The organism is Candidatus Njordibacter sp. Uisw_056, assembly GCF_047730085.1.
In the GTDB taxonomy this organism is placed as follows: domain Bacteria; phylum Pseudomonadota; class Gammaproteobacteria; order Pseudomonadales; family Balneatricaceae; genus Njordibacter.
Genome location: NZ_CP159830.1, coordinates 1,525,002 through 1,543,801 on the forward strand (window position 1 = coordinate 1,525,002; position 18,800 = coordinate 1,543,801).

18 protein-coding genes are annotated in these 18,800 nt (G+C 44.0%); 2 read left to right on the forward strand and 16 right to left on the reverse strand.

Annotated features, from left to right (window positions below; genetic code table 11):
• Window positions 1–124: 124 nt before the first annotated feature.
• On the forward strand, window positions 125–793 hold the full coding sequence (locus tag ABXT60_RS07430; protein ID WP_443629522.1) for a cupin domain-containing protein: 669 nt from the start codon (window positions 125–127) through the stop codon (window positions 791–793).
• Window positions 794–951: 158 nt separating this feature from the next.
• On the opposite strand, the gene ABXT60_RS07435 is transcribed toward ABXT60_RS07430, so the two are convergent.
• From ABXT60_RS07435 to ABXT60_RS07505, 15 genes are all read right to left on the reverse strand, one after another.
• Window positions 952–1,701: a metallophosphoesterase gene (locus ABXT60_RS07435; RefSeq protein ID WP_443629523.1), complete on the reverse strand. Its 750-nt coding sequence runs from the start codon at window positions 1,699–1,701 to the stop codon at window positions 952–954.
• A 69-nt stretch (window positions 1,702–1,770) separates the two neighbouring features.
• Window positions 1,771–2,943 carry a sulfate adenylyltransferase gene (gene sat, locus ABXT60_RS07440; RefSeq protein WP_443629524.1) on the reverse strand — a complete coding sequence of 391 codons (1,173 nt, stop codon included), beginning with the start codon at window positions 2,941–2,943 and terminating at the stop codon, window positions 1,771–1,773.
• 327 nt (window positions 2,944–3,270) lie between these two features.
• Window positions 3,271–3,783, reverse strand: a complete 513-nt coding sequence (locus ABXT60_RS07445; protein ID WP_443629525.1) for an FKBP-type peptidyl-prolyl cis-trans isomerase — start codon at window positions 3,781–3,783, stop codon at window positions 3,271–3,273.
• Window positions 3,784–3,803: 20 nt separating this feature from the next.
• Window positions 3,804–4,181, reverse strand: coding sequence for a hypothetical protein (locus ABXT60_RS07450; RefSeq protein WP_046482355.1), 378 nt, complete (start codon window positions 4,179–4,181; stop codon window positions 3,804–3,806).
• 123 nt (window positions 4,182–4,304) lie between these two features.
• Window positions 4,305–6,173: an adenylyl-sulfate reductase subunit alpha gene (gene aprA / locus ABXT60_RS07455; RefSeq protein ID WP_443629526.1), complete on the reverse strand. Its 1,869-nt coding sequence runs from the start codon at window positions 6,171–6,173 to the stop codon at window positions 4,305–4,307.
• On the reverse strand, window positions 6,173–6,652 hold the full coding sequence (gene aprB, locus ABXT60_RS07460; protein WP_046482358.1) for an adenylyl-sulfate reductase subunit beta: 480 nt from the start codon (window positions 6,650–6,652) through the stop codon (window positions 6,173–6,175). The genes aprA and aprB overlap by 1 nt, the downstream gene beginning before the upstream one ends.
• 61 nt (window positions 6,653–6,713) lie before the next feature.
• A complete protein-coding gene (locus tag ABXT60_RS07465; RefSeq protein ID WP_443629527.1) occupies window positions 6,714–7,556 on the reverse strand; it encodes a hypothetical protein in 843 nt (280 codons plus the stop codon).
• Between the two features lie 265 nt (window positions 7,557–7,821).
• Window positions 7,822–8,589 (reverse strand): sulfite exporter TauE/SafE family protein, encoded by a 768-nt coding sequence (locus ABXT60_RS07470; RefSeq protein ID WP_443629528.1) that lies wholly within the window; start codon window positions 8,587–8,589, stop codon window positions 7,822–7,824.
• Window positions 8,590–9,519, reverse strand: coding sequence for a dimethyl sulfoxide reductase anchor subunit family protein (locus ABXT60_RS07475; protein WP_443629529.1), 930 nt, complete (start codon window positions 9,517–9,519; stop codon window positions 8,590–8,592).
• A 27-nt stretch (window positions 9,520–9,546) separates the two neighbouring features.
• On the reverse strand, window positions 9,547–10,233 hold the full coding sequence (locus ABXT60_RS07480) for a 4Fe-4S dicluster domain-containing protein (RefSeq protein ID WP_443629530.1): 687 nt from the start codon (window positions 10,231–10,233) through the stop codon (window positions 9,547–9,549).
• Window positions 10,230–13,154: a molybdopterin oxidoreductase family protein gene (locus ABXT60_RS07485; RefSeq protein WP_443629531.1), complete on the reverse strand. Its 2,925-nt coding sequence runs from the start codon at window positions 13,152–13,154 to the stop codon at window positions 10,230–10,232. The genes ABXT60_RS07480 and ABXT60_RS07485 overlap by 4 nt, the downstream gene beginning before the upstream one ends.
• A 199-nt stretch (window positions 13,155–13,353) precedes the next feature.
• Window positions 13,354–13,527 carry a hypothetical protein gene (locus ABXT60_RS07490; RefSeq protein ID WP_443629532.1) on the reverse strand — a complete coding sequence of 58 codons (174 nt, stop codon included), beginning with the start codon at window positions 13,525–13,527 and terminating at the stop codon, window positions 13,354–13,356.
• 370 nt (window positions 13,528–13,897) lie between these two features.
• The gene (locus ABXT60_RS07495; protein ID WP_443629533.1) at window positions 13,898–14,074 is read right to left on the reverse strand and encodes a hypothetical protein; all 177 of its coding nucleotides are present in this window, start codon (window positions 14,072–14,074) and stop codon (window positions 13,898–13,900) included.
• A 166-nt stretch (window positions 14,075–14,240) separates the two neighbouring features.
• The gene (locus ABXT60_RS07500) at window positions 14,241–14,630 is read right to left on the reverse strand and encodes a TIGR01244 family sulfur transferase (protein WP_443629534.1); all 390 of its coding nucleotides are present in this window, start codon (window positions 14,628–14,630) and stop codon (window positions 14,241–14,243) included.
• Between the two features lie 222 nt (window positions 14,631–14,852).
• A complete protein-coding gene (locus ABXT60_RS07505; RefSeq protein WP_443629535.1) occupies window positions 14,853–16,235 on the reverse strand; it encodes an aminotransferase family protein in 1,383 nt (460 codons plus the stop codon).
• 230 nt (window positions 16,236–16,465) lie between these two features.
• Here ABXT60_RS07505 and pdxR point away from each other — a divergent pair, with 230 nt between their 5' ends.
• A complete protein-coding gene (gene pdxR, locus ABXT60_RS07510) occupies window positions 16,466–17,953 on the forward strand; it encodes a MocR-like pyridoxine biosynthesis transcription factor PdxR (RefSeq protein ID WP_443629536.1) in 1,488 nt (495 codons plus the stop codon).
• Window positions 17,954–17,959: 6 nt separating this feature from the next.
• Here pdxR and ABXT60_RS07515 read toward each other — a convergent pair whose 3' ends face one another.
• Window positions 17,960–18,796, reverse strand: a complete 837-nt coding sequence (locus tag ABXT60_RS07515) for an EamA family transporter (RefSeq protein ID WP_443629537.1) — start codon at window positions 18,794–18,796, stop codon at window positions 17,960–17,962.
• Window positions 18,797–18,800: the final 4 nt, after the last annotated feature.

The window sequence follows — 18,800 nt, forward strand, 5'->3', positions numbered from 1 at the left end:
TTAGCTTGAACCAAAGTTAAATAAAAAGGTACGCCATAATGGACTACCTTTTTTTTGTCGTACAATAGCTGCTTGAACCCTATTAACAGTTAGGGAGTTGCAGTTTTATAGTGACGGAAATGGCATGCAAATAAACGCGAACTTTAATCTACGTGTACTCGTTCACTCGGATAACCAACCTTGGCTGGAGTCTCCAATGCCTGGCGTAGAAAGGCGGATGTTGGATCGAATAGGAGGCGAGATAGCGCGGGCAACAACAATAGTGCGCTACGCAGCCAATAGCCACTTTTCAGAGCATTGCCATACGGGAGGAGAAGAATTTATTGTTCTTGAGGGTATCTTTCAAGACGAAAATGGCGACTACCCCGCTGGCACCTACGTGCGCAATCCGCCCACCACAAGTCACTCACCAAGGTCAGATCAAGGCTGCACTATATTTGTAAAGCTATGGCAATTTGACATGCAGGATCGCAAGCAATTTCATCTAACTATGCTTGATACTCCCGCCACAACAAAGGGGGCTGTAAAAACTGCAATCCTTCACCAAGACAAGTACGAATCTGTAAAGTATATAGAGGTTCAGGCCGGTGCCAATTTAACCTTAGATGCCAGTGGGGGCGTTGAAATACTAGTGCTCAGCGGCACTATAGCTGAAAGTGGCGATTTGCTGCGCCAAGGCTCTTGGTTACGCTGCCCAAGCCAAGTAAAAATCACCTCTATAGCGGGTAACCATGGGGCAAAGGTATGGGTAAAATCTGGCCACCTAACTTATGCTAAAGCACCTATAAACTGAAGTGTGGCTTTAAAAAATTGGTATTAAAAATAACGTATTTGGCAAGTTAAAACGCATGTACTTAGGTAACTGAAAATAAGGCCACAATTTGAGTTTGAATGATGGTGAACCATGCGTTAAAGTGGACCTAAATTTAGATCGTTGTTTATCATTTTTATTCAGCACACCACTGTTTCACTTTGAAAGTGCTGGCCGTCAAATTGATGCAGGTGATAAATGGGCTTTAACTCTGCTCCATCAGGAATACTACCAAATCGCAGATCAACAGCCACACTAGGTACCGTACTGGCTGGGATACCAAGGATTTGACCATGTGAATTACGGTGTGTATGGCCACAGAAAAGATTTTTTACTTGGCTGTTTTGCTCCAATACATGGGACAAGTAGTCCACTGTATTCCAATGTTCAAACTGAAATGGGTATTTAGAGTCAATGACTTCAAACGGTGGGTGGTGCATGAAGAGTGCAGTCGGTTTCTGTGGCTCCTGGGCTAGCATCCAGCTAAGATGATTAGCGCGTACTTGGCAATAATCACCCATGTTAGTGCTCGTAGATAACGTATCTAATGCAATCAAACGCACTGGATAATTATTTATACTATATTGCAGAAACTCTAAATCGGGGTTAATGACCAAGCCCATCTGGAAGTTTTTGACAATTAGACTTCGGTCATCTCGGTTGCCTGCACACACATACATTGGGACGGTAATACCTTCTAGGATAGTCAATGCCAAGTTGTATTTTTCTTGGGAACCGTTGTGTACAACATCGCCAGTATGAATAACTAGATCAGGGCTAGGGTTTAGGTTATTAATGTTATCAACCACACACAAAAGGTTGTTAAGTCGATCTTCGAGCTTATCAGATTTTGGATCTATGTGGCTGTCAGAAATTTGGGCTATTATCATTGCATACTCGCTCTTAAAGCAGTTTTACCCCGTTAACTTTACCTTTTACTGGGGTAATATGAGTATTGATTAAACTTGGCTATCATAGAATTTACGCAATACAGTGACAACTTCTGGCCGAGCGAATTTAGTAGAAATTTCTTCACCGTTCGACAGCATTTGACGTTGCCGTGTGCCAGACACATTAATTCTAAATTTTTCATTATGAGGGCATGTTTTAGCAGTCGCCATGCCATCACAAACTTCACAATAAAATGTAATGTCAATTTTTAATGGCTGAGTGACCAAGGCACCCTCCCACAAAGTATCAAAAATATGGTGTGCATCAAAGGGCCCGTAAAAATCATCAACACCAGCATGATCTCTTCCAATAATCAAATGCGAACACCCAAAGTTTTGTCGTATCAGTGCATGAAAAAGAGCTTCTCTAGGCCCCGCGTAACGCATTTCAATGGGATACCCAGCCTGAACAGCTATATTATCTTTAAAATATTTATCTACCATGACTTTAATGGCTTCAACTCGCACAGGTGCTGGAATATCACCAGGTTTTAATTTGCCTAACACCTGGTGAATAAACACACCATCAGTGACATCAATAGCAATTTTCACCAGAAATTCGTGGCTGCGATGCATTGGGTTTCGAGTTTGAAATGCTGCTACTTTTGACCAACCCATTTGCTTAAATAAATCTCGACTCTCTTCAGGACGAATGTAAAGATCACCAAATTCATGTGGAAACCAGCCTTCCTCAATAACTTTTATGGAACCACCAAGGTTGACTGATGGTTGAGCCATCACTTTAGCAACACCTGGGTGGCTTTTATCCTTGGTGCCAAAAACTTTATCACATTGTAGAGCAAGGTCGGGAATGTATTTATCCTGAACCATTAATAGACCCATAATTTGTTGGGTTTCACCATCAATTAATGCCACTTCCTGACCAATTTCTATCTCATTAGCCAGCGTTTTATTAACTGAAAGTGTAACTGGAATGGGCCAAAATAAGCCATCAGCTAGCCTCATATCTTCGCAGACACCGCGCCAGTCAGCTTGTTTCATAAAACCATCAAGCGGTGTGTAGGCGCCCATTGACAACAACAATAGGTCACATACCTCACAACTACTCATGGGGATTTTTACTAAACTTTCAGCTCTAGACATTTGTTGAGATCTAAGGTCTTGTGAAATAAGCAGAGGCTTTAACACTCCAGCACCATGAGGTGGGACTAAATTAGTCATTATTTTTTCTTCCTTATGCAAATAATTTTTCTAGTACTGAAGATGATTCTCCCCCAAAGACCTGCATCAAAACCTGTGGCTAATCATGGCTTTTTTGGCGTAGTGTATTCCACCACTTTATGGAACGGTTCCCAGACAGCCTCGTATCCAACGAAACCTGTCTTACTTGGTTCTTTTCTGCGGGTAGTCATAAATCTGGACTTACCATCTGGAACGGGTGGTTTTTCTTTGGGCAGATCACTCATGATTTTCACCTTTATGCATTTAATTTAATAATTAAGGATTAAAGTAGATAATGCTTTTAAATAATAATAAATGGCAACCATTTTAATGAATTGGCACCGTTAGCGCGTCAGGTATGTCTGGCCCTTTTTCAATTGAACCACCCGCTTCGATTTCTTCTTCAACTGCATCACGGACACCAAGAATCTCCAAGTTGAAGTTAACTATCCTGCCACACAGCGGGTTGTTGCCATCGACAGTCAGTGTTTCATCATCAATTCTGGTAACAATAAAGCTCTGCTTTTCTCCCTTATCATTCTCAGAATGGAGAGTAGTGCCAACTTCTCTATATTCTTTAGGAACATTTTCTAACCGGTCTGTGAAGACTAGAGATTCGTCTCGGGGGCCATAAAGTTGGTTACAATCAATAGGTACTTCAATAACGTCACCAGCAGACTTACCTTCCAGTTCTTTTGTAACTGCAGGCGCAAGAATGTCGTTCACTCCATGAACGTAGCCAATTGGAAATTCGACAGCAACAATAACCTCTCCTGATTTTTGATCGATTACCCTGTAAGCCAGTTCCACATACTTTGTATTTTGAATTGTGTTATTCATATCAAATTCATTTCTAATAATTAAAAGATGGATGCTCCAAAAATCTTAATCTCTTCGTCTTCGTATCCCAGCACAAGCCTGCCAAGCCACTCCCCTTCTTTTTTAGTACTGCGTTGCCTGTAGAGCACGGTCACATGCACTCCGCGGCGGATGGTACCTATGAACTCTATTGACTCAGATAGATTTCTTGTTAATTCGCTATTTGCAAATTGCTTGCCTACCTCAATTTCGTTCAACCCACGCACTAAGTTTTCAGAGAAATACTTTACAAACTCGCCGTATTGCCCAGTGTTGGAGGCATGTAAAAGATGACTCCACAGTGGGTTAGCTATGGCAAGAATTTCGTCATCTGTTTTATCGGTGACGCTCCGAGTGTTTGTCGATGCTATAATGCTCATTAGCAGTTCGTTATCCTAGTCAATCATCAATCACAAAAAGCCTAAAAAAGGCCACCAAGCAACTTACTAACCCTTTGGTTCAATCAAACAGGGGTTAAACTAATCCCCCATTTGTATTACATATTACTCACCATCCTTAACAAGGTGATAAACAGGGGCCTTTTCCATGGTGTACTCACCGGTGTCAGGGTCACGCCGCGAAACAGTTAACACATGCCAATTTTCATCATCTAGCTTCATAGCATCACCACGATAGTAGTAGCCAGGCCAGCGGGTTTCTTTACGGAACATTGTATGCTGCGTCACACACTCTGCCGTTCGATGACGATGCATTAGTTCCCAAGCCCGGAGTAACTCATGAAAGTCTGAAGCTGCAAGCTTCTCAAGGTCCTCTTCCATAACCTTAAGCTTTTTAAGACCAATGCTCAGCAATTTCTCGTTGGTCATGTAACTCACGGTTGCACCACCACAGTACTCATCCATCAGTTTCTGCAATCGGTCCAGACCCTGCCGTGGATTGATATAATTAGGATTAACATCACCAGCAACAACTTCGTTGCGATAAATTTTGTAATGCTCCATTGGCTTATAGATTTTTTCTTTAAGCTCGTTGATCCGTTTGTCCGAGACCACAATACCCTCACCCTTGCCATCATCAATATAGCGACAGGCGGCCTTAGCTGAGAGGCGTCCCTCAGTGAATGATCCTGACGAGAACGCATGGGGCGTTCCGCCGACGGCGTCACCGGCACCAAACAACCCTTCAATGGTCATCATACGGTTGTAACCCCAAAAATATTCGGGTGGAGAAACATCCTCAGGGCCAGAGCACCAAGCACCACTGCCCGTTGCATGGGAACCCATAACGTATGGTTCTGAGGTAGTCAGTTCGGGGTTTTCATGTTTGGGATCCACATCTGTAGCGGCCCAAAGTACAGCTTGACTGATCGTCATCCCCAAGAAATTTTCCCAGCCTACTTCCTCAAGGTGCGGATCTTGGAAGGCTTCCATGGTGACCATGTGGATTGGACCTCGACCGGCGTTTACCTCAGAAATCATGGCATGGTTGCGCAAACACGTGGGAATAGGCCGGTGGGTCTTGTGGGACAGTTCCGGATCAAGGTATTCCTTGCCAACCATTTCTTGTAATTGTGGCCACCACTTGGATTCGAATTCTTCGCCTAATCCATTTTGGGTATAGGTTTTTAGATGTAAGAAGTAGGCTCCCACGGGGCCAAAACCATCCTTGAATCGGGCCAATACAATGCGGTTTTCCATCTGAGTCATTTTAGCGCCAGCTTCGATCATTAAACCGTAGGCAGAACCAGAAGACCAAGGCGCATACCAAGTACGACCCATACCTTCGCCAGTGGAACGTGGCTTAAAGATGTTTGAGGCGCCGCCAGCACCACAAATAACTGTTTTGGATTTGAAGACGTGGAAGTCTCCAGTACGCACATTAAATCCTACCGCTCCAGCAATCCGGTTTTCCTTAACTTCGTCCATAAGCAAGTGGGTGATACAAACACGGTTATAAACCTTGTCTGCATTCTTTTTCGCAGCCTCAGCCACAATAGGCTTATACGATTCTCCGTGGATCATTATCTGCCAACGGCCTTCCCGCAAGTAGGAATCTTTCACCGGATCCTTCATAATAGGCAGGCCCCACTCTTCAAACTGGTGAACAGCAGAGTCTACATGCCGAGCCATGTCAAACAAGAGGTCTTCACGAACCATTCCCATCAAGTCTATCCGTGCGTACTGCACGTGATCTTCTGGATTGTTCTCACCAAAGCGCGTACCCATGTAACAATTGATTGCATAGAGCCCTTGAGCAACAGCGCCAGAGCGATCTATATTCGCCTTTTCAGCAATGATAATTTTCTTATCTTGGCCCCAGTACCTGGCTTCAAAAGCTGCACCAGTGCCACCTAAACCTGCACCAGCGACTAAAACGTCAATATTATCTTCTACGATTGTCTTGTAGGCCATTAGTAATAAACTCCCTGTTTTAGCGTCAGGCCATTCGATGCTAATGTGTGAAGGCCTCCATCGTCAAAGCGGATGTATTTCGGTTCATTAAATAATAACTCGCCATCACGCTGCTCCTGGGTTGGCCCCACAACTTCTTTAAGATTAGGTGTGCAGCTGCCCCAGGGCTTGGTGGTGATTGGAGAAAGAAAACTCTTCTCCCTGCCGTCTCTATACTTCACGCTCCACGCTATGGTTCCTTTGTCCTCATCTCGGTCCACTCGAACGCTATGGCCCAGCGGTGAAAAGTCTGCATAACCGCGCACATCAATGGCGTTTTGAGGACAGGCTTTTACACAAGAGAAACATTCCCAACAGTGTGTGGGTTCAATATTGTAGGCACGGCGATTGGTCTTATCAATGTGCATGATGTCCGATGGGCAGATATCTACGCAATGTCCGCATCCATCGCACCGGGTCATGTAAACAAAAGTTGGCATGATATATTTCCTCTCACATATATATTTGGAAGATTTTAATTAGGGTATTTTAAGGCTCACCTTAGTAATGACTGGGCTTTTCACGCTTGATGCCCAGCCCCATAGATAAGGGGGCATCCTTGAGTAACTCCATGGAGTGACTATCGCGGACAGCAGGATTGGTGCGATCAACAGGCTCAGGGAGATTATTTCGTGATCCGCTGGCCTCAGACATTTTTTTCTCTAAAGCCGCAGCTGGTTTAAAGAACATATGAGAAAACTTAGACCATGGTACTGATCCAAACAGCACTGTCGTTGTGAAGATATACAAGATCAGGGTCAGCACGCTCCAAGTGGAATTACCATTGGCTTGGGTATAGGCCCAGACCAGAGCGAATGTAGTGCTTAGGGTGAGTGAGACCACAAACAGGTCAGCTCGCACAAGTCGAAATGGTGAATGCCCTTCAGAGGAAACATCAACTCTGATGAAAAACCAGAACCAGTAACCACCTAAACACACCATGAAGGCACCAAGATACCAGAGATTAGCCACAATTACCGGTGTTGCCGACTCTTGATAGCCGAACACCATCATGGCTGTCGTGGCAGTGTAAGCAATAAACCCATACATTGTTAACAGATGAGCAAGCTGTCGTCGCGTGCTACAGTCACCTAATTCGGCAGAAGTCAAACCATCTATGGCTGTTTTAACCGCCACCGATGCCTTCTCGCCGCCACTGACTTGGCGTTTTGCATTAGCCTTAGATTTCTGCCAATTATTAAAGAAGTACTGGGCACTTCTTTTGTGTACGATATCAAACAGTGTTCCACCAGCGACCAAGAGTGCCATAAGTATGACGTATGTTTCCATAATGGTGGGATCGATCATGACCGAAAGTTCGGCAAAAGGATTAGTGTTAAACATTAATTTAACTCTTGTTATTATTATGTAATTAATTGATAACATGTTTACAGCAGGCTTGTATAGTATGTTGTCTTTATGGCCTAGTAGATTTCTTCAATGACTCCTTGGGGCAAGTATCATTTAACTTATTGTTTTATTGAATTTTTAAAGACCAAAAAATTTTTACTTTGGCGTCTTAAACATTGGGAATGGGTTTGGGCAGTATGAATTGACAGTTAATTAATACCGCTATCATATTCCTGTGTTTGGCCTTTAAAGCTGAGGACTAAACCAATGCGCTGATTACGGCAATGGCTGCCAGTGCTGATAACAGGGCCAAGGTAAGTTTACGCATGGCTACCACGTCAATGCGATTGAATAGGCTAGCACCCACTTGGTTCGCAACGAGAATAACAGGCAACATAACAACCAGCAGGCTGGGTAGATGAGAAGATATTAGCGTGTGCCCTTGAAACCAAGACAAACCGTACAGATCAATTAGTAAGAAAAATAAGATAAGCCCAGCACGCATGACTGCAGGATGCATTTTTGAAGACATCATATAAACCGCTGCTACTAGACCCCCAATAGTTGCAAGGCCATTCAAAAATCCAGCAACCAAACCAGCTATAACAATCCAAGCTGCTGACTGAGCAGCTTTAAAATACCATTGCCGCCACAGCGCAAAACACGCTAATAATACGCCACATCCAGCCAAACCACGCACTAAATCTGATTGCCAATGCTGCAGTGCAATGACTCCTAAAGGCGTTCCAAGTGCGCTTCCCAAACATAGAATGAGTAGCCAGCGCCATGGCACTTGACGCCACACCTTAGGTAACAAGTGCAAACTGGCGATCACTTCCATGATAAACAGCAAAGGTACAATAGTCTGAGCGCTAAAAACCGGTGCTAAGGCAAAAAAACACAGAGCAGAAAAGCCAAAACCCACTAATCCCCTAACAACACCTGCAATGAATACGATGACGAGGGCATAAGCGAGTTCTAAAAGTGATAATGGCAGGTAAAACCAGTCTAGGTTTACACTATCCATTTAAGTGCGCTGTTCTCCTTGATAAAGGCGCACAACGTGTCGAGCTTCAGCAAAAAATAACCACCGTTCCAATAACAAGCCAGCCATCATAGTAAACCATGCAACAGCTAAAAGCTCTGTCCTACCGGCACCATCAAAAACCCAATAAAAAAGGCCTAATGGAACTATAAAGGTGACTAAAGTCATCACTATGCGCAAGCGAAGAAGTAAATCTGCAGCAACTTGATAACCAAATTCACGGTTTAAGAAGGTTGGTGCACTATGTCCTGCATCCAATAACCGAACACTGGCTTGAGAAAAACCTGTTGCCGTTTGAATAGTGGCGCCTTGAGGTTTACCTTGCCAGAAAAAATACACCAATTTAAGTGCTAAGGTAATAAGCACTAGCCCTATAACAACCGCTAATAATTGATAATTTAAAGCGCCAAAGAAGCTGTTCACAGCTAAAAATAACGAACCACCACTGATTAAGGCATAAGCCATAAATAAGGCAGGAACCATAGGTGTGTTCCACTGACGGATGGTTTTTAAGCTTGCATAAATCATGCTGGTAGTAAACAAGGTGACCAGCGCTAATATAATACTCAACCCAGCCAATAGGTTAATACTAGGCCATTGCAAAAATATTGCAGCCGCATAAAGAGCGGCCACAGGGTATAGCAAAATAGCAAATACGGCTTCCCGTGATAACCATGAAGTGCGAAAACGGCTAAATGAACGCCAGGCATTTTTAGGGTTAGCCAAGTGCATTGTAGACGAAGCTAAGCCAATACTAATAAGCACCATGGCAACAATACCGAGGCTCAGCTGCTGGGCGACTATGAAGCCTTGGGTATAGCCCAATAACTGTCCCGCTCCCAACCAGGCTAGCAAACCATAGCCAGCACCAGAGGTGACGGTAAAAATAAGAACTGAAAAGGCCGGATGCATAATAAATACCTAAAAGTAGCTTAATGATTAACGATTGATAATACGATTGACCAGTTGCCTAACGCCTTGCATAGGCGACACCGCAATACTGTCTTGTTGCTTAGGGTTTCTGGGCGGCAAATAAGTATTAACCGGGTTGTAACCAAGCTCAGGCATCAACTGTTGGCCTGCACGCTCTCTAGTTAGCTTTGAAACCTGCGAATCTGGGTCATCGAAATCTCCAAACACTCGAGAAGAGGTTGGGCAAGTCAATACACAGGCTGGCTGACGTTCAGCCTCTGGTAATTGCTCATCGTAAATACGGTCCACGCACAAGGTACATTTTTTCATAGTACCCGAATCAGGATCTAACTCACGTGCACCATAAGGGCAGGCCCAAGAACAGAGGTTACAACCCATGCACTTATCCTGATCGATGAGGACTATGCCGTCTTCTTCACGCTTATAAGACGCACCAGTAGGGCATACTGTAACGCAGTCTGCAGTCTCACAGTGCATACAAGACATTGGAATATTGACCGTTTTGCTGTGTGGGCTGTCTCCTACTTCATAGGAATGGATTCGGTTAAGCCAGCTACCGCTTGGGTCTTTACCATGGGGTCGTTCGTCACTTAAAGGGCCAATAGTACCTGAGGTATTCCACTGTTTACAGGCTGTTGCGCAGGCATGGCAGCCTACACAAGTATCTAAATCAACAACTAAGCCTAGTTTCATTTTTCACCTCGGCTAAAAATATCACGCCAGCCACGGCTAATGTTTATATTGGGATGGCTGCTATAACTGCTCATCTTGCTTGCAGGAGTGAAATTGGGTAACGCCTTGGCTTTATCGAAACGGGGCCATGCCAAGTTTTGCTCAGACAAAGGAATTTCATCCTTACCCACTGGAGTTATTTTAACTCTTAAATCATACCAAGCTGCTTGGCCCGTCACTGGATCAGAGTTAGTCATACGATGCCCCCCCGCCTCAGCCTCTCCTGGTAATAACTCGTTAATAAGATGATTCATTAAAAAGCCTTGTTGAGACTCGTTCGCGTCATCACTTAAACCCCAAGTACCTTGTTGCTTTGCAATGGCGTTCCATGTCCAAACTGTTTCCGGGTTAACCCCTTCCATGAGCTTAACTTGTGCACGAATGCGTCCGTTATGTGATTCTACCCATGCCCAACCAAAGTCTTTAATACCTAGTGCCTCACCCTTGCTACGATGCATATAAAGGTAGTTCTGGGACATAATTTGGCGTAACCAAGAGTTTTGAGAATCCCATGAATGATACATAAACATAGGCCGCTGGTTTACAGCATAAAATGGGTATTCCTGTGCATCTGTACGGGCTTGTTCTAAAGGCGGGTAGTAGAATGGTAGCGGATCAAAATATGTTTTGAGGCGTTCTTTATGGTGCTCTTCAGTCGGCTGTGGGCCATCATACAAGCCTTGTCCAGCCAGACGGAATTTTTGTAAGGTTTCTGAATAGATCTCAATGACAATTTGATCTGTACTACCTACCCAACCGGCTTCCTTAGCCAGTTCCATATAATCTCGGTTGGCATGACGCATATACCTTTGGTTAGGCTTCAACTCAAACTTAAAGAAACACTGATTATCTATATAGGCTTTCCACTGATTAGGATTGGGTTCACCACGCAACGATTTGTCCCCATCTTTACCACGCCAACCCGCTAAGAAGCCAATACCTGGAGCTCGCTCAAAGTTAACTATAAAGTCCTCATAACCTTTAAATTTAGGTTGGCCTTCATCATTAATAAAGGCTGGAAATTTTAGACGTCCAGCTAAATCTACCATAACTTCTTGCCAGCTTCGAACGTCACGATCTAAGGCTAAAATGGGCTGACGAATCGAATCACATGCTGCATCTACCTCTGATATGGGTCGGTCCAGCATAGAAATGGTGTCATACCTCTCAAGAAAGGTTGTATCTGGCAATACCAAATCAGAAAAGTTTACGGTTTCTGAGTGGAAAGCATCACAGGTCACAATAAATGGGATTTTATATTCGCCATCATCGTCCTTAGCCCTGAGCATATCCATTGTCTGGGCTGTATTCATACTCGAATTCCACGCCATATTGGCCATGAACAACATCAATGTATCTATTCGGTATGGGTCACCCGCAACTGCATTGCTAATAACCATGTGCATTAGGCCGTGGTTGGCGATAGGCGCATCCCAAGAGTACGCTTTATCAATACGCCTTGGCTTACCATTTTCATCAATCACTAAATCTTCTGGCTGAGTAGGGAACCCTAAAGGCGCTGATTCTAAAGGGGTATTAGGTGCATTTCCTTTAGCAGGTTTAATGGGTGGCACTATGTGCTTCGGGAAAGGAGGCTTAGCTAAGTGACCACCTGGGCAGTCTATCGTTCCTAAGACAACCTGTAACAAATGGATTGCGCGGCACGTTTGGAATCCATTTGAATGGGCTGAGATACCACGCATGGCATGCATGGACACCGGCCTACCAATAAACTGCGTTTGTTTACGTCCTGCCCAATCGGTCCACTCTGTATCGATAGTGATCGTTTCTTTAAAAGCAACATGGGCCATTTCTAAAGCAATGCGTTCAATACTCTCAGCATCAATACCACAGACCTTTGAGGCTGCTATTGGCGCATATTCTGGCGCCATGTACTTTTCCATTAGAATGCTAAACGCAGTCCTCACTGGGGTACCGCAGGGGGCCTCATACGCCCCCATCAAAGCAGGCGCTACATCTGCACTTAAGGCTGATTGCACACCATCAGTATGCTGATCCCACACCTGTGGGTTACCTTGTTCATCACGTAGTAATAGTCCATCACCCTGCTTACCTGGGTTATTAATAACTAACTGTGGCCCGTTGGTGTAGCGAATTAAAAACTCATCGTCTATTAACCCTTCCCTTAACAGCACTTGCATCATCGATAAGGCAAACATGCCATCTGTGCCAGGGGTGATCGCAATCCACTCATCTGCAATAGCTTGGTAGCCGGTGCGTACAGGATTCACAGCAACAAATTTAGCACCGCGTTCTTTAATCCGTTTCAAACCTAGCTTGATCGGATTGGAGGCATGGTCTTCTGCCACTCCCCACATCATAAAGTATTTCGTATTTTCCCAGTCTGGGTCACCAAATTCCCAGAAAGAGTGACCCATGGTATACAAACCAGCGGCAGCCATATTAACTGAACAAAAACCACCGTGGGCTGCCCAGTTAATGGTGCCAAACTGGCTAGCCCAAAGGCCTGTCAGGGCCTGCATTTGGTCTCTACCCGTAAAGTAAGCTAATTTTTTAGGATCTGTAGCTCGAATATTAGCTAACCTCGCTGTTAACATATTTAAAGCAGCTTCCCATGAAATAGGCTCAAACTCGCCTGCCCCACGTTCTGTACCCGGTTTGCGCAACAAAGGCTGAGATAATTTAGCTGGTGAAAGCTGCTTCATAATAGCAGAGTTACCCTTGGCACAAAGCACTCCTTTGTTCACAGGGTGGTCTGGATTACCCTGTACAAAGCGTATTTTTTCATCTTCTAGGGTAACCTTAATTCCACACCGACAAGCGCACATATAGCAGGTGGTATAGCGATGTTCTTGTTTCGAGTGATCTTCAAACTGAGGCAGGTCTTGGCTTTGTTTCATAGGAACCAATATGTGTAGTGACGATTTTAATAAGCATATAGGATGTAACAATTTTTTCCAACAGCCAACCTTTATTCAGCCATAGAGCCACCCAATAAAACATCACTCAAAATTAGACTATGACAACAAACGTAGGGCATAAAAAAGGCCACCAAAGGCAGCCTTTAAAAACGTAATAGAAGAACTAAAATCAAGCAGTTTAACCTGCAATACCAACAAACACTGGGATTATCTCTGCATTACGGGGTTTCACTAGTTTACGAACCATTCGGGAGCGCACTTTCTTCGTGTTGGATTCTTCACTAGGCGATTTACCAGTTCCACCAGTAATGGATTTGCGATCTGCACTTGGCTGCGTGTATACAGTTGCCATAACGACCTCTTTTAGAGAAATGTTTGACTTTTTTGGTACCAAAATAAACAATATTTTGGCCCTAACAAAATTACTATAGCACCCAAGTTAGCTATAGTAATAGATTATAAAGTAATACGTATAGCCTTTTAATTATAAGCCCACATAAACCTTTGAATTGAAACCGTTATACCAACCTAGAACTAGCCTACCTCACTAGCATAGTTAAACTTACACAAATATGGCTAGAGCGTGAGCTTTAGTTTGATAAGCCCTGCGTTGTGGAGCAAAGCTCATTATTAAACACGCTCAAGCGACAGGTGTAATAAAAAAAAGACTGCATACAGCAGCCTTTAAAGGGACTTTTTAGGAGAATTAAACCTGCCAAACGTTAACCTGCAATACCAACAAATACAGGAGTAATTTCTATACAATTTGGTGTCACTGGTGTGCGCACCAACCGGAGCAACTTAGCTTTTTGTGTTTCTCGAGAAGCGTTAACCGCTAGAGTAGATTCACAGGTTGCAGATAAAAAATCTGAACCTGGCTGAGTTTGTGCAGTGGCCATAACAACCTCTTATAGAGAAATAGTTTGCGGACTGGACCCAATTAGATTTCTCTTTTGGCTCCAACAAACTCACCTTAGCAGCACTGCAACAAAATGTATTGGAATATAAAACACTATTTTTATAACTTTTAATTATAAGTAATTCATATATCGTACCATAAATTGACTACACCAATTTAAAACCGGTGTTGGCTACCAGCGCAGCCACATCAACACCGGTGCTAGCAGACTGATTAGCTCTAGCCCAAATATTAATCGACCGGTTACCCGTGCGACAAAACGCCAACACTTTGCCTGAAGACTGCTGCACAGCTTCAGCCATCTGAGAGACGGCGTGTTGGGGAAAGTTCATACCAAAAATGGGAATAAAGTAATACTTCAAGCCTAATTCTTCAGCCGCAGCCTGCAATTTCAAAGTGTTGGATGGGTGACCATCTTCACCATCGGGGCGGTTATTAATTATAGTAGTGATTCCTTGAGCTTTAATATTAGGCATGTCTGTTTCTAAGATTTGCGGTGCTACTGCAAAAGTATCACTTACCTTGGTAATATCCATCGTTGGGTTTTCCTGAAGTTAATGTATTGAATGGTGGTGTTCTATATATCTACTTACTCTAATATAAAGTAGGTATTATTACAAATAAAAGCGATGAGCTTTAACAGGTTATCACACTGCACAGTTTGATATACAGCCAACGTGCGCCCACAAAAAAGCCCAGACATGCTAACTAAAAATTGCATGCCTAGGCTTCTTTAAGAATTTAACAGAATTTAAAAGCTAGGCCGTAATGCGTGTGATTGCTGCATCGATAGCACCTACTATTTCATCTAATTCAGACTGAGTGGCTATTAGTGCAGGGCTTAAACACAGGGTGTTGTTATGGCTGGTAAAGCTGCGATTAGTACGCCCAATAATGACACCATTTGCCATGCAGTCACCAGCAACTGCGATCGCTATACTCTCGTGAACAGGTTCACGGGTATCACGGTCTTTGACCAATTCAATACCTTGAAATAAGCCTTTACCACGAACATCACCAATCATTGGGTGCTTATCCTTCAGCTCAAGTAAGCGCTTGTTTAAATAATCACCCATAACCACAACATTTTCTAGAAGGTTTTCGTCTTCTATAATACGCATATTTTCTAATGCAGCCGCTGGGCCAGCCGTGCAGCCACCAAAGGTTGAAATATCACGGAAGTAATCCATGGGATCAGAGGAGTCAGTTTTAAACGTGTCAAATACCGCTTCAGTTGTTACTGTACAGGAAATTGCTGCATAACCACTGGCTACGCCTTTTGCCATAGTGACAATGTCAGGGAGTACGTTAAAGTGCTGATAACCAAACCATGTGCCAGTGCGGCCCAAACCACAGACCACTTCATCCATAATTAACAACACATTATGTTTGTCACAGATGCGACGAATTTCTTCGAAATAACCCTGTGGCGGAACAATGACACCGCCACCAGCGGTAATAGGCTCTAGAATAACGCCACCTACGGTGTCTGGACCCTCCCGCAGAATCACTTCTTCCATGGCCCGTGCAGCTTGAATACCAAAGTCAGAATCACCCCCATTGTCGGCATGATAAGCAGAACAATGTGGAATCTCCACAAAACCTGGCGTAAAAGGCCCATATTGGTTTTTACGTTCATGCTGACCCGTGGAACTTAACGCTGTAATGGTAGTGCCATGATAATCACGGTCGCGGTAAAGGATCTTATGCTTTTTGCCACCATATTTTTTGGCAGAAATTTGGCGCACAATCTTATAGGCTTTTTCGTTTGCTTCAGAACCAGAGTTAGAGTAATAAACCCGGCTCATGCCTGGCATCTTGTCAATCAAGTGCTTAGCAAATAAAGCGCCTGGTAAGGTACCTGCGCTGTTAGCGAAATAGTTAAGCTTAACCAATTGGTCGCGTACTGCATTAGCAATCGATTCACGACCATAGCCTACGTTTACAGTCCACACAGCGCCAGAAACACCATCAAGGTATTCTTTTCCCTTGGCGTCAATTACACGCATTCCCTTGCCTTCAACAATCATAAACGGATCGTTTTCTTCTAGAGATTTATGCTGTGTAATATGGTGCCATACGTGATTTCGGTCATCTGCTAGGGCATCTTTTGTATCGTAGCTATTTACGTCGTATTTCATGGTTAAGACTCCAACTATAAAAGGCCCCTTACAAGTTAGGGCTGTGCACTATATTAGGGCATTGGCCCATTTAAAGCCAAGCTTACTGGTAAAGTTAAGCCACGTCCTAGAACCAGTTAAAAGTAACGGGTGATACCAAACCTTACCTAAATCAGTTTTTAACAAAAATCATTAGGTTTTTACCTATACACACTTTAGAATTAGACAACTAAAGTCTAACGAGCCACCACATGAGCCACCCCCTGTTCATCTTGGATGCTGGATTAAATGCCAGCTTACAACAGCAACTGCGTCAGCAGATTGCCAAGGCTATTTTAGATCACCACATTCCCTTAGATTCACCTTTACCGTCTAGCCGAAAATTGGCCAAACAACTGAACGTAGCACGCAATACCGTGGTACTGGCTTATGAACACTTATTAGATGATGGTTACCTTATTGCACGAGAGCGAAGTGGCTATTTTGTTAACCCAGAGATCTTAAACCATAATGTACAGCTAGAGTCTCTGTCAGAAGAACGTCATACTCTGGGTACTAAGCCAGATTGGCAGGGCCGCTTTAAACTGCATCCAACCGAGCAAGATAACATAACTAAACCTGCGGATTGGCAGAACTATCAATACCCATTTATATACGGCCAATTTGATCCAGACCTATTCCCTACCAACCACTGGCGTGAGTGTTGCCGTGACAATGTCAGTGTCCCTGCTATACGTAGTTGGGCTGCCGACCACTTTGTGGCTGATGACCCCATGCTTATTGAGCAAATTCATACGCGCATCCTTCCCCGCCGCGGCGTTTGGGCAGCACCAGAAGAGATATTAATCACCATAGGCTGCCAGCACAGCTTATACATGCTAGCCAAACTGTTGCTTGATAAAAACACCACCATGGGCTTAGAAGACCCAGGTTATGTGGACATGCGCAACATTGCTAGCCTTAACCCTTCCAAGCTTAAAGCGCTACCTATTGATGAGGAGGGTCTTATTGTAGACGAGGGCCTTGCAGAATGTGACTGCGTGTATGTCACACCAAGTCATCAATATCCGACCACAGTCACTATGCCCTTAGACCGTCGTCGTAAGCTTTTAGAAATGGCTAGCCAGGAAGATTTTCTTATTATTGAAGACGACTATGAATGTGAAGCAAACTTTCATCAAGCGCCCTCACCTGCTCTAAAAAGCTTAGACAAACACGGACGTGTTATTTACATTGGCAGTTTTTCTAAAACTTTAGCCCCTGGCTTACGGATTGGTTACCTCGTTGCAAGCAAAGAATTAATTGCCGAAGCACGGTCTTTACGACGCTTAATGATTCGCCACCCGCCCGCTAACAACCAACGAAGTATCGGGTTATTTATTGCCCGAGGTTATTACGATTCATTAGCGGCAACTTTGGTAAAAGCCTACCAAGAGCGTCACAAGATTATGGCAGAAGCCCTGCAAAGGCACATGCCTGGCTTAGCCGAACAACCTACTTTCGGCGGTTCCTGTTACTGGGTTAAAGGCCCAATAAACCTTGATGCGAGGGCGCTAAAGGCACAAGCTGCAGAACACGGAATTTTAATTGAAGCAGGTGATATTCACTTTTTAGGTGAGACCCCACCATTAAATTACTTCCGCTTGGGTTACTCGTCTATTAACCCTAAACTAATAGAGCCTGGAATTGAAAAGCTTGCTCAAATTATGCATCAAATGGTGCTTTCTCAGACCAGTTAGGCAACCTTAAGCCAGCTTAATAAGCACCAGGCCAGAACAGATAACTGCCGCTGAGATCCACCTGCTACGCCCCAGTGTTTCCTTAAACATGTAGGTACTTAATAATGCACCGAATAGTACAGATGTCTCCCTTAAGGCAGCAACAATAGCTACAGGGGCCTGAGTCATGGCCCACAAACAGATCCAATAAGATGCCATAGACATAGCGCCACCGCCAATGGCAACGAACCAATGCTGAGTTAAGCTCACTACAAACACCTGAGGGTTATAGCGGTAGGCCCAAACAGTAGCGATCATGCCGTCTAAAAAGAACATCCACACCACAAAGCTATTGAGGTGACCTATTTGACTCACTGTATAGCCGTCTACCATGGTGTAGCCAGCAATCCACAACCCAGTTACGACAGCGTAATAAAAGCCTGCAGTTAATGGTTTTCCTCGCTTAAAGCGAGCCAAAATGGCTACTCCACTGGTAATTAGTAACACTGCTATAATCTGAATTCGGGTAAATTCTGCGCCAAAAAGCACCAAGCTAGCTAGGAGAACCCATACTGGGCCGCTACCTCTAGCAATAGGATAAACTTGGCCAAAATCACCTTGGGTGTAGGCTTTCACCAAAAACACCTTATAACCAAAGTGTAGCCCTAAAGTGCCAATCAACCAGGGCCACATTTGAGCCGGTGGAAAATCTACAAAGGGTATTAGGATTAAGGCCACAATGCTGATGCACACCATAATTAATCCCATAGCAATAATGGGTTCAGCATTTATTTTAACTAAGGCATTCCAGCCAGCATGCAACGCAGCCGCTAGCAACACTGCAAAAAATACTTCTAGGGGCATGCGT